The organism is Neisseria dumasiana, assembly GCF_022870885.1.
GTDB classification, from domain to species: domain Bacteria; phylum Pseudomonadota; class Gammaproteobacteria; order Burkholderiales; family Neisseriaceae; genus Neisseria; species Neisseria dumasiana.
Genome location: NZ_CP091509.1, coordinates 1,399,829 through 1,411,903, shown reverse-complemented (window position 1 = coordinate 1,411,903; position 12,075 = coordinate 1,399,829). Strand labels below are relative to the sequence as shown.

Here is a 12,075-nt window from a genome sequence, read left to right as displayed (position 1 = left end):
GGCGTTAGAGGTAAAAATGTTTTCCGTTGTTGTGGTTGGAGGCCTTTAGATCGGACAGCATGCGTTTGAAATCGAGACCGTATTGCGTGCTGAGTTTTTCGGCTCTTTTTTTAAGGGTGTCGAGACGCTGCTCTTTGGGCGTGCTTTGAAAAGCCATTACGGCAACGTTGCCGTGGCTTTCGGCGGGCAGTTCTAAAACGCGCCCTTCAAAGACGTTGAGCAGGCGTTCGACAAAGCGTTGGTAACGCCTGTCGCCGCTCCACCAGTTGGTAACGAAAATGCCGTTGGGCGAGAGTGCTTGGCGGCAGTCGCAGAAGAAAGGTTCTTCTACCAAGGCGTCGATAATCTGGTGGCCGTCGAAACCGTCGGTAAGAATCACGTCGGTGCTGCCGCGCAGGGTTTTGATGTATTCGGCGCCGTCGGCTTCAATGATTTCAAACCGTTCGTCTTCAAAAGGCAGCTCAAACAGGCTGCGGGCGATGTTGATAACCTGCGGGTTGATGTCGATGGCGGTTTGGCGGGTTTCGGGCAGATAGGCGTCTATCCAACGGGCAAACGAGCCGCCGCCCAAGCCGATTTGGGTAATGTGTTTGGGAGGCTGTTCGGTAAACAGCAGCCAGCCCATCATGGCACGGCTGTACGAAAGCACCAGTTCGGCCGGATGGTCGAGATTCATGGAGCTTTGTACGGTGCTGCTGCCCAGATGCAGCGAGCGGATGTTGCCTGTTTCGGAAATGCCCACTTCGGGCAATTCGGTTTTTTGAGTGCGCAGGCGGCGGTAGGGGTGGTTGGCCATGTTGGAATATCGGGTGTGAAAGTGCGTTATTTTAATACAGTTTGCCGCCGTCCGAACGGTTTTCAGACGGCTGTGCGTTCAAGGGCGGTTGCTTCAGCCTTTTTCGGCAGCGGCGCAACCGACGACATTATCGGCTTGCAGGCGGAGCTGTTTGCGTTGTTCGGCGGCTTCGAAGCGGCAGCGCTGTTCTTCGGTTTTCAATTCGAGCGGCGGCACGGCAACGGGGCGGCCGTTTTCTACGGCAACCATGGTGAAAAAGCAGCTGTTGGTGTGGCGCACGGTGCGTTCGCGGATGTTTTGGGCCTCAACGCGGATGCCGACTTCCATCGATGTGCGGCCGACATGGTTGACGCTGGCGAAAAAGGTAACGAGTTCGCCCACATGAATGGGTTCTTTAAAGGTTACTTTATCGACGGAGAGGGTTACGCAGTAGTGGCCGCTGTAACGGCTGGCGCAGGCGTAGGCAACTTGGTCGAGCAGTTTGAGCAGGTCGCCGCCGTGTACGTTGCCGCTGAAATTGGCCATGTCGGGCATCATCAATACCGACATTTGCAGTTCGTGTTGGATTTCTACAGGGTGGTTTGAACTCATGGTTGGGTGTCCTTTTGATGTGTTTTTTAGATTGGTGTTTTAGCAAAGCCTGCTAAAGCCGGTTTTCAGACGGCCTGCCGGGTTTGAGGCCGTCTGAAAAGGTTTACAGCCATTTTTTGCGCGAGAAGAAAACGAGCAGACCGATGATCACGCAGGCCATCAGCCCCAGCACCATGTAGTAGCCGTAATGCCAGCGCAATTCGGGCATGTTTTCAAAATTCATGCCGTAAATGCCGGTAATGACGGTGAGCGGCATAAACAGAATGGTAATCACGGTAAGCATGCGCATTTGCTGGTTGAGGCGGTTGGATTGGAACGATAAATGCACGTCCATCATGCTGGATACGGTGTCGCGGGAAGCATCGAGCGATTCGGTGAGCTGCATGGTGTGGTCGTACACATCGCGCAGATAGATCACCGGTTCGCCTTTGAAAATGGCAAAGTCGCCGTGGGTGAGGCGGTAGAGCACGTCGCGCAGGGCTTGCAGGGTACGGCGCAGACGGGTGGCGTCGCGTTTGAGTTTGTGGATGCGGCCGAGCAGGTCGCTGCTGCCGCTGTCTGCGCTGAACAGGGTTTTGTCTATGCTTTCTACGCGGCGGTCGTATTGGTCGAGTGTGATGAAATAATCGTCTATCAAGCGGTCGATGATGCGGTAGGCGAGAAAGGCGGCGTTTTTGCTGCGGATGTCGCCGTGAGCGTTGTTCATCCTGCTGCGGATGCTGCTGAGCAGCCCCAAAGGTTTCTGCTGGAAGGTAAACACGAATTGCTCGCCCACTATCAGATACACTTGATCGGATTGCAGCCTGCCGGAGGTGTATTGGTAAACGCGGCCGGCAATGAACACATAATGGCCGTAGTCTTCGATTTTCGGGCGTTGGCGGCGGCTGAGAATATCTTCCAGCACCAAATCGTGTATGCCGTAGGGAGCGAGCAGGGTTTTCAGCAGTGTGGCGTCGTTGATGCCCACAAAATGCAGCCAGTTGGTTTCGTGTGCTTCGGCGCGGCGTAGGGCGGGTATGCCTTCTTGCGGCAGGTAATCGTGTTGGAAAAAGCTGTCGGCAGAATAAACGGTTTGATGCAGGGCATGTTTCGGTGCGCCGGAAATACTGCTGCGCGGTGCGGCAAGGTCGGCGTGGGCGGAAAGGGTGTCGGTTTCGTTCGGATTCATTGTCGTTAAAGCGTTTCAGACGGCCTTAAAGCCGTTGGCGCAATCATGGCGCTGCGGTTGGCTCAAGAGCTTATTTTATACCTAATTTGCCACTCAATGCTGCAACAGCTTATTTCGGTTTGGAAAACTTGGTTTCAATGGATGTGGAAAGTTCTTTTGCCAAGCCGAACCACGGCAGCTTATTGGCGTAGGCAGGCAGCAATGAACGTCGGTGCGGGTTTTCGAGCAGGGGCTTCAACACCCTTTCATAATGGGGCAAGTCAGGCAAGTAGGCCGCCCATTTCAAGTGGCGGGCAGCGTAATAGTGGGCAACAAAATCGGCTTGCTGTTCCATATTCAGCTCGGAAAATGCCTTCACTTCGGCAGGCGGCGGATAGGCATACGCGCTGCGGTTGATGTAGCCGCCTTTGGCCGAGAGCAACATACCGCCCAGCCATGTGCGGTAGCCCAGCTGGTATTGCCAAACATGGGTTAACTCGTGAATCAGCCATACCCGGTAATGTTCCGGCGATTCGGTAAAGTCGCAAGGGCAGTCATCGGGCGGAAAATAGATGTTGCCGTTCGGCACCATGGCAACTTTAAGTGCGGGCATAAGCGGAATACCGCGTGAAATGTGAACGCGGGAGTAGTCGATGCCGTCTGAAAACACTAAGCGGGCGGTTTCGATTTCCCCGTGGGTAAGCGGGCGTTTGCGGTTATTGTTCACGGCTTTCCTTGCGCTTCTGCCAAAGTCTGGCGGTGCGTAAACGCCAAATGCCCAATACGGCGAAGTAGCCGGCAAACGCCAATACCGCACCTAAAACGGGAACTCCGACCAACAGCGGTTTGCCCGCGCCGGCAAGCCAAGCGGCAGCTTCTGAAAAAAAGTTGCCGCTGTTCCACGAGGGGAACGTCAGGTCGCCGCCGTTGGTGCCTAAAATCAGTGAGCCGATTTTATAGGCGGTGTAGTAAAGCGGCATGTAGGTGAGCGGGTTGGTGTAGAGAGTAGAGAATACGGCAACCGGCAGATTGGTGCGGAGAAAGTAGGCCACAATCAGCGCGCTCATCATCTGTGTGGGGCCGGGCATCAAACCGCAAAACATTCCCACCGCCACCGATACGGCGGCTTGGCGGCGGTTGAGTGTCCAGAAATAAGGTTTGTCGAACAGCGGCGCGAAAGGCTTGCTCCAGCGCGATGCGAAAATCTGTTCGCGTTTGGGGAGTTTCTGGCGATAGGATGTGCGGCGTGGTTCGGTCATATCGGTAAACGGTCGGAAAATAAATAAAGTATAAAATCTAAATGAAGGCGGAAGCGGATATTTCCAGAGTGTGCGGCAGGCAGGTTGTGTGCAAATGTGTGCGGCAAAATTAAGTTGATCGGCTGTATATGCCCGTTTTAAGCGGGTTTGAAGCCTGAAGCCTTTGCAAACCCCCATCTACGGCGCATTTCTGCGTTGTGCGCTGCCCGCTCGTTTGCCTATCTAATATGATATGTCTCCACTCGTTGTGCTGCCACGCCTTGAACTGCATCCATATCTGAGGGTTTTGCAAAGGTCTCAGCCTGTTTTTTATCCAGCACGATTTCAGGTTTGCAATGGATTCGGTTTGCGTAGCCGTTTCTGATGCGTTCAATATTGAGGCCGTCTGAAAATTCAGACGGCCTGAGAGGGTGGCTTAAGGTTTATTTGCTTTCGCCGTTTTCTTTTTTAGGCGCAGGTTTTTTGGCCGCCAAGCCCAGTGATTTCTGCCATTGGTCGGGAGATTTCACCAGTTCCAGCGCTTTTCTCAACTGATCGTCTTTGGCGGGGTTGGGAATGCGGCGCGAAGATAAGTCTTCATCTTTCGCTTTTTCTTTTTTGCCTTTGCTTTCGGTTGCTTCCCGTGCGCTTTCAGACGGCACATAATCGTTACCGTTCACTTCTTCGCCGCCGAGCGGGTTGCCGATATGGCCGAGCAGGTCGGCTTCGCGGCTTTCAAATAAACGGTCTTTGTCTTTCACTTCCACATCGGGCACGATGCCTTGCGCCTGAATCGAGCGGTCTTTGGGCGTGTAATACAAAGAGGTGGTCAGCTTGATGGCGCTGCCGTTGGAAAGCGGCAATACCGATTGCACCGAGCCTTTGCCGAAACTTTGCGTACCCACCACCACTGCGCGGCGGTGGTCTTGCAGCGCGCCGGCCACAATTTCGGAAGCCGAAGCCGAGCCGGAGTTGATCAACACGGTTACGGGGATGGTTTTCAGCTCGGCAGGCAGGCCGGAAAGCGGGTCTTTGCCGGAAGAGAGCATGTAGTCTTCGGGAACGGCTCTCAAGCTCATGCCGCCTTTGCCGTCGCGGCCTTTGGTGCTGACCACGGTGGAATCGGCAGGCAGGAATGCGGCAGATACGCCCACCGCTCCGTTAAGCAGGCCGCCGGGGTCGTCGCGCAGGTCGAGCACCAAGCCTTTGAGTGCGCCTTTGTTCTGTTTTACCAACGCTTGTGCCGATTCGTTGAGTGCGGGCACGGTGCGCTCTTGGAACTGGCTGATACGGATGTAGCCGTAGCCGGGTTCGAGCAGGTGGTGGCGCACGCTCTTCACTTTAATGATGGCGCGGGTAATTTTAACCGTAATCGGTTTGGCGGCATCTTTGCGCGACAGGGTTAACACAATGTCGGTTCCGGGTTTGCCGCGCATTTTTTTCACGGCCTCGTTAACCGTCATGCCGCGGGTGGATACGCCGTTGATTTTAACGATGAAATCGCCGCTTTTCACGCCCGCGCGTTCGGCAGGTGTGTCTTCAATCGGGGAAATGACTTTCACAAAACCGTCTTCGGCACCGACTTCCATACCCAAACCGCCGAATTCGCCGCTGGTGGATTCTTTCAGGTCGGCGTAGTCTTTTTTGGTCATGTATTCGGAATGGGGATCGAGACCGGCTACCATGCCTTTCATGGCACCTTCGATGAGGTCTTCGTCTGATTTGTTTTGGTAATAATTGGCTTTGATTTGACCGTAAACTTCCGCCATGGTGCGGATGGATTGAACGGGTAGGGCTTCGTTGTTTTTTTCGCCCGCGGCGTAACTCTGTACGCTGAGGCTCAAGGCAACGCCGCTGAGGGCGCCGAGTGTGTAGAGTGCGACTTTTTTCAAAGTGGAATTAGACATCTTGTTGCTTTCTCTTTCTTCTGTAAGCATCAGGCTTTCAGACGGCCTGTTAGGATAATGGCGAAACTTTATGTGATTTATCGGCGTCGGGCAACCTTATCCGCGTAAAAAAATACTAATTCAGGTAGGTTAAACAAGATTTAAGTGCTATTTTGAAACAGATAGATAGCACAGATAAACGGTTTTTGTCATGGTTTCGTCATGCTCTGGTTTGATCGGGTTATCTCTTGAGCTTATCGGAACGCTAGATACTCGGGTCAAGCCCGAGTATGACGACTGTGCCATATCTTTAAAGTTTGCTTGTCATGGCTTTGCCGATCGGGCTTTCAGGTATGTTTCACAGTATGCCTTTTCATTTTTCAGACGGCCTTTGTACCTGTGATGAAAGCATTGGGTTGAGGCCGTCTGAAAAAGGTTTGTGCGGGCAAAAGCCGGTTTGTCAGCGTATCCACGACAAGGGGTTCATCTGCTGGCCGTTGCGGCGGATTTCAAAATACAGACCTTGTTCGCCGGAAGGCAGGCTGCCGCTGGTGCCGATGGTTCGCCCTGCGCTGACGCTGCTGCCGCCGGAGACGGAAATGCCGCTCAAGCCGGAATACACGCTGACATAGCCGTTGCCGTGGTCGATGACCACCATATTGCCGTAGCCTTCAAGCGAGCCGGCGTGGGCGACGATGCCGGGGGCGATGCTTTGCACTGCTGCGCCGCCGGTGGCGAAGAATACGCCTTTCCATGTGCCGCCGCCGGGGCGCGGTTGGCCGAATCGTCCGCTGATGCTGCCGCTTACCGGACGGTTCAGACGGCCGTGCATACGGCTGAAGCCGCCGGACGGTTCGACATTCTCTGCCGGGGCTTGCAAGGCGCGGTCTTCGGCGGTGAGGGTGGAGCGGGGCACTTGCGGCGCGCGCGCGGTTTGAGTAGGTTTGTTATCGCGTTTGTTGGCTTTGTTCTCAGCTTTGTTTTGCGCTTTGGCTGTTTTGGTTTTTGCTTTGCGTGCTTTTTCAGCGGCAGCTAAACGCTCTTCGGCGGCTTTTTTGCGCGTCGCGGCTTCCTGCCTGCGTTTTTCAGCATTGCGGCGGGCAATGTCGGCAATGAGTCGGTTGAGCTGCTGTTCGTTTTCACGCAGGTTGGCGATGCGTTTGTTTTGGTTGTCGATTTGGGCGGAAAGCTGGCGGCTTTCGCGTTGTGCGGCGGTGTTTGCGCGGCCGAGTTTGCTCATCGCGGCTTGTTTTTGGGCTTTGATTTTATTCAGCCGTGCCAATTCGGCGTCGATGGCGGCTTCCTGCTTTTGCAGCTCGCCCTGCTGGCGTACCAAATCTTGAATCACTTTTTGGTTGGCTTCGTTGATGTAGCGGCTGTATTGGAGAAAACGCGCTTTCTGGCCCGGCTCGGCGTTTTTCAGAAACAGCACCACGGCGTTGGGCTGGCGGTTTTTGTATTGGCCCGACAGCAGGCGTGCGAGCTGGGCTTTGGTGCCGGTTACTTCGGTTTTCAGACGGCCTAATTCGTTTTGCAGCTTTTGCAGCCTTTGCCAAGCGTCGTTTTGCTGTTTGTTGACGACGGCAAGCTCTTGCTGCGCTTTGGCAAGGGCGGCACGGGTGCGCTCGAGGGTGGCGCGGGCATTTTTGCGGGCGGTCTGTTTTTGTTTCAAGTCGGCCTGTGCCGCATTGATGGCTTGTTGAACGTCTTTCAAATCACCGGCGGCTTCGGCTGCCGTAGCCGGTGGTGATTCGGGCTGGGCAAAAGTAGCGGCGGAAAAACAGAGTAGGGCGGTTGAGAGCAGCAGCGGTTTGAAAGACATGGCGTATGGAGGATACGGTTTATGAAAGCTGCAATTATAGCGGATTGGCAGGCCGTCTGAAAATGTGCTTGCTTTGGCGGTTGGTGTTTCAGACGGCCTGAGTTGCCGTTTGATGTAACGTGCGGTGATGCTTGGGTTTTTCGGGTGCGACGGCGGGCAAGGGCGGCTGGGTTTGGCCTTGATTGGGGCTGTTGCGGCAAGACATTTTTGGGCGGCGGCGGGTATAATCCGCGGCTGACGGTTGGTTTGAACCTGCCGGAAAACGCGTTCGGCTGCGATAGGTTTTACAAGCGGCGGCAGGCGGTTCCGGCTTTTTGATGGGTTGATGTATTCCTTATGATTTATTTGATTATCAGTATTCTCTGCAGCGTGTCGGTGTCGGTTTTGTTGAAGATGGCACGTTCTAAAAAAATCGATATCGAGCAGGCGGTGGCGGTGAACTATATCGCGGCTATTGCTTTGTGTATGTATTTCCTCAAGCCCGACCTTTATGCTTGGAAGGCTTATCTGCCGACGTGGTGGCTGTTTGCGGCTTTGGGCGTGCTGCTGCCGGTGGTGTTCATCATTATGGGCAGGGCGGTGGAGAAAACGGGGATTGTGAAGTCGGACGCGGCGCAGCGGCTGTCGCTGTTTTTGCCGGTGGCGGCCTCGTTTACGCTGTTTGGCGAGCAATTGACGCAAGGCCGTTTGATCGGCTTGGCGTTGGCGTTTACGGCTTTGTTCTGCCTGTTGTGGAAGTCGGACGGCGGTAAGAAATCGGCAGGTTTCGCCGCCGGTGCGCTGTTGCTGCTCGGCGTGTGGGCGGGCTATGGTGTGATTGATATTCTGTTTAAACAGGTGGCGAAAAGCGGCACGGCTTTTTCGGGCAACTTGTTGATTGCTTTCTGTTTGGCGGCGGTGCTGATGTTTGCGTATCTGTTTTCCAAATCAACCAAATGGACTGCGGCGGGCGTGCTGGGCGGCTTGGTGTTGGGCTGTTTGAATTTTGCCAACATTTTTACTTATGTGCGGGCGCATCAGGTGATGAGCAGCAACCCTACGCTGGTGTTTGCGGGCATGAACATCGGTGTGATTGTGTTGGGTACGCTGGTGGGAGCGTTGGCGTTTAAAGAAAAAATCAGCACCATCAATGCGGCCGGTATCGTGGTGGCGGTGTGCGCGATAGGCTGTTTGTTTTACTGGCCGGTGGTATCGGGCTGGTTGGGCATATAGTGGTTTGAGGTAAATATTATTGAGGCCGTCTGAAAATCTTTTTTCAGACGGCCTCTCTCGTTATAAGGATTCGCCTTAAGCCAATTCTTGCAACCAATCGCGAGGTTTCAGAAATTCGTTCAAGCGTGCTTCGGATGTGTCTGCTTCCGGCTCGTAGGCGTATTCAAAGCGCACCAGCGGCGGCATCGACATCAAAATGCTTTCGGTGCGCCCGCCGCTTTGCAGGCCGAACAGCGTGCCTCTGTCCCACACCAAATTAAATTCCACATAACGGCCGCGGCGGTATAGTTGGAATTGACGTTCGCGCTCGCCGTATGCGGTATCTTTGCGGCGGGCAACGATGGGGCGGTAGGCTTCGATATAGCCTTCGCCGACGGCACGGATGAAATTCAGGCAGGTATCGAAATCCCAGCGGTTCAAGTCGTCGAAAAACAGCCCGCCCACGCCGCGTGTTTCGCCGCGGTGCTTGAGATAAAAATACTCGTCGCACCATTTTTTGTATTGCGGATAAATATCTTCGCCGAAAGGCGCACACACGGCGGCGGCGGTTTGATGCCAATGCAGAATGTCTGCTTCAAACGGGTAAAACGGCGTTAAATCAAAGCCGCCGCCGAACCACCACACCGGCTCTTTGCCTTCGGGGTAGGCGATAAAAAAGCGCACATTGGCATGGCTGGTGGGCACATAGGGATTTTTCGGATGGATAACCAGCGACACGCCCATCGCTTCAAAGCGTGCTCCCGCCAATTCGGGGCGGTGTGCGGTGGCGGATGAAGGCATGGCATCGCCTTTCACATGCGAAAAATTAACACCGGCCTGCTCGAATACCTTGCCGTTTTTCAATACGCGGCTCTCGCCGATACCGAGTTTGCTTTGCCATTGGTCGGCAACGAAACGGGCTTCGCCGTCTTCCGCTTCCAAGGCTTCACAGATTTGGTTTTGCAGCGTTTTCAAAACGGCCAATACGGATTCTGTATGCATGATTGTTCTCTTTTGCCGTTTTTTTCAGACGGCCTCAATAAAGAAATAGATGGAAACAAGGCCGTCTGAAAATCGTTCAGACGGCCTTTATGCGGTGAAACGCTTATTCGCCGCTTACGGGTTGCTCTTGGCGCGGTTCGCGTTCGGGCGCTTCGATCAAGGCTTTCATCGACAGGCGCACACGGCCGCGGTCGTCCACTTCCAGCGCTTTCACTTTCACGTTTTGGCCGACTTGCAGGTAGTCGCTCACGTTTTTCACGCGCTCGTGGGCGATTTGGCTGATGTGTACCAAACCGTCTTTACCCGGAATCACGGAAACGATGGCGCCGACGTTGTTATCAAGCAGTTTCAATACCGTGCCGTCGTACACTTTGCCCACTTCCACTTCGGCGGTGATTTCTTCGATGCGTTTTTTCGCCGCATCGCCCGCTTCCTGAGTGGTGGCGGCAATGGTAATCGTGCCGTCTTCGGCAATATTGATTTCGGTGCCGGTGTCGGCGGTGATGCTGCGGATGGTTTCGCCGCCTTTGCCGATCACATCGCGGATTTTGTCTTGGTTGATCTTCATGGTAAACAGGCGCGGAGCATGTTGCGACAGCTCTTGCGGGCCTTCAACGGCTTCTTTCATCTGCGCCAAAATGTGCAGACGCGCTTCTTTGGCCTGCTCCAAAGCAATCTGCATGATTTCTTTGGTAATACCTTGAATCTTAATGTCCATTTGCAGCGCGGTAACGCCTTCGGTGGTGCCGGCCACTTTGAAATCCATATCGCCCAAGTGGTCTTCGTCGCCCAAAATGTCGGTCAATACGGCGAATTTGTTGTTTTCCAAAATCAAGCCCATGGCGATACCGGCAACGTGTGCTTTCAGCGGCACACCGGCAGACAGCAGGCTCAAACAGCCGCCGCACACGGAAGCCATAGAAGACGAGCCGTTAGACTCGGTAATTTCGGAAACCACGCGCATGGTGTAGCTGAACTCTTCCTGCGAAGGCAGCACGGCAACCAGTGCGCGTTTGGCCAAGCGGCCGTGGCCGATTTCGCGGCGTTTCGGCGCACCCATGCGGCCCACTTCGCCGGTAGAGTACGGCGGGAAGTTGTAGTGCAGCATGAAGCGGTCGGTGTATTCGCCGCTCAAAGCATCAATGATTTGCTCGTCGCGCTGAGTGCCCAAAGTGGCTACTGCCAAGGCTTGGGTTTCGCCGCGGGTAAACAGGGCGGAACCGTGGGTGCGCGGCAATACGCCGGTTTGGATGTTGATCGGGCGCACGGTGCGGGTGTCGCGGCCGTCGATACGCGGTTGGCCGTCCAAAATCTGACCGCGCACCACGTCGGCTTCCAGTTGTTTGAAAATGCCTTTGATTTCGTTGGCGGTGAGCGTGTCGGTTTCTTCGGTAATCAATGCATCTTTAACCGCATTCCAAGCTTCGTCCAATTTGGCGGAACGGGCTTGTTTTTGGCGGATTTTGAACGCTTCGGCAATCGTGGTGCCGGAAATTTCACGAACTTTGGCCACCAATTCTTCGTTGGTTTCCGGCGCTTTCCAATCCCACACTTCGGGGTTGACTTCGTCGGCAAATTCATTGATGGCATTAATCACGGCCTGCATTTGCTCGTGGCCGTACACCACCGCGCCCAACATCACATGTTCGGGCAGCTCTTGCGCTTCGGATTCCACCATCAGCACGGCTTTTTGCGTACCGGCAACCACCAAATCCATTTGCGATTTCGCCAGTTGCGCTTTGGTCGGGTTCAACACATAAACATTGTTCACATAACCCACGCGCGCGGCACCGATCGGGCCGGCAAACGGCACGCCGCTCAACACCAGTGCGGCAGAAGCACCGATCATGGCGGGGATGTCGGAATCGATTTCAGGGTCAACCGAAACCACCATCGCTACGATTTGGATGTCGTGGTAGAAACCTTCGGGGAACAGCGGGCGGATGGGGCGGTCGATCAGGCGGCTGGTGAGGATTTCTTTTTCGCTTTGCTTGCCTTCGCGTTTGAAGAAACCGCCGGGGATTTTACCCGCAGCATAAGTGCGCTCGAGATAGTCAACGGTTAAGGGGAAAAAGTCTTGACCTTCTTTAACGTCTTTATTGGCGGTAACAGCCACCAAAACCACAGTGTCGCCCATAGAAACTTTCACGGCTGCCGCGGCTTGGCGGGCGATTTCGCCGGTTTCGAGGGTAACGGTGTGCTCGCCGTATTGGAAAGATTTAACGTGTTTGTTGAACATTTCGTTCCTTTCGGTAAGTGCCGCAGCCGCTAAAACACTAATGATGCACACAAGCTGAATATATGTGCATGGTTAGGGTTTCAGGCAGGCTTTGGCAGGTTAGATACATTTTCAGACGGCCTGCATTGCCTCAGGCCGTCTGAAAGCGGATTATAGCCTTAAA

10 protein-coding genes and 1 pseudogene are annotated in these 12,075 nt (G+C 54.4%); 2 read left to right on the top strand and 9 right to left on the bottom strand.

All coding sequences use genetic code 11. The annotated features are described in order from the left end of the window. Window positions 1-4 precede the first annotated feature (4 nt). The 5 genes from LVJ88_RS06405 to LVJ88_RS06385 all read right to left on the bottom strand — a co-directional run bounded on the left by LVJ88_RS06405 (window position 5) and on the right by LVJ88_RS06385 (window position 3,793). Window positions 5-796, bottom strand: a complete 792-nt coding sequence (locus LVJ88_RS06405; RefSeq protein WP_085418575.1) for a polyamine aminopropyltransferase — start codon at window positions 794-796, stop codon at window positions 5-7. Between the two features lie 93 nt (window positions 797-889). Beyond that, entirely contained in the window at window positions 890-1,387 is a 498-nt protein-coding gene (locus LVJ88_RS06400) for an acyl-CoA thioesterase (RefSeq protein ID WP_054599678.1), read from the bottom strand. Window positions 1,388-1,490: 103 nt separating this feature from the next. After that, complete coding sequence (gene corA / locus LVJ88_RS06395; protein ID WP_085418576.1) at window positions 1,491-2,555, bottom strand: magnesium/cobalt transporter CorA; 1,065 nt, start codon at window positions 2,553-2,555, stop codon at window positions 1,491-1,493. 109 nt (window positions 2,556-2,664) lie between these two features. Then, complete coding sequence (locus tag LVJ88_RS06390) at window positions 2,665-3,261, bottom strand: type IV secretion protein Rhs (protein WP_233127599.1); 597 nt, start codon at window positions 3,259-3,261, stop codon at window positions 2,665-2,667. Further along, the gene (locus LVJ88_RS06385; protein WP_143773671.1) at window positions 3,251-3,793 is read right to left on the bottom strand and encodes a DUF2062 domain-containing protein; all 543 of its coding nucleotides are present in this window, start codon (window positions 3,791-3,793) and stop codon (window positions 3,251-3,253) included. The genes LVJ88_RS06390 and LVJ88_RS06385 overlap by 11 nt, the downstream gene beginning before the upstream one ends. A gap of 147 nt (window positions 3,794-3,940) precedes the next feature. Here LVJ88_RS06385 and LVJ88_RS06380 point away from each other — a divergent pair. Continuing rightward, window positions 3,941-4,157: pseudogene (locus tag LVJ88_RS06380) on the top strand (lipoprotein signal peptidase). Between the two features lie 58 nt (window positions 4,158-4,215). Here LVJ88_RS06380 and LVJ88_RS06375 read toward each other — a convergent pair. Both LVJ88_RS06375 and LVJ88_RS06370 read right to left on the bottom strand, forming a co-directional pair. Continuing rightward, the gene (locus LVJ88_RS06375) at window positions 4,216-5,679 is read right to left on the bottom strand and encodes a S41 family peptidase (RefSeq protein ID WP_054599708.1); all 1,464 of its coding nucleotides are present in this window, start codon (window positions 5,677-5,679) and stop codon (window positions 4,216-4,218) included. Between the two features lie 439 nt (window positions 5,680-6,118). Beyond that, window positions 6,119-7,480 (bottom strand): murein hydrolase activator EnvC family protein, encoded by a 1,362-nt coding sequence (locus LVJ88_RS06370; RefSeq protein ID WP_085418577.1) that lies wholly within the window; start codon window positions 7,478-7,480, stop codon window positions 6,119-6,121. Window positions 7,481-7,816: 336 nt separating this feature from the next. Between LVJ88_RS06370 and LVJ88_RS06365 the strand changes: the two genes are divergently transcribed. Continuing rightward, a complete protein-coding gene (locus tag LVJ88_RS06365; protein ID WP_085418578.1) occupies window positions 7,817-8,692 on the top strand; it encodes a DMT family transporter in 876 nt (291 codons plus the stop codon). Window positions 8,693-8,767: 75 nt separating this feature from the next. Here the strand turns inward: LVJ88_RS06365 and hemF are convergent, their stop codons facing one another. Beyond that, window positions 8,768-9,673, bottom strand: coding sequence for an oxygen-dependent coproporphyrinogen oxidase (gene hemF / locus LVJ88_RS06360; RefSeq protein ID WP_085418579.1), 906 nt, complete (start codon window positions 9,671-9,673; stop codon window positions 8,768-8,770). Between the two features lie 103 nt (window positions 9,674-9,776). Next, window positions 9,777-11,912 (bottom strand): polyribonucleotide nucleotidyltransferase, encoded by a 2,136-nt coding sequence (pnp, locus tag LVJ88_RS06355; RefSeq protein WP_085418580.1) that lies wholly within the window; start codon window positions 11,910-11,912, stop codon window positions 9,777-9,779. Between the last annotated feature and the right edge of the window lie 163 nt (window positions 11,913-12,075).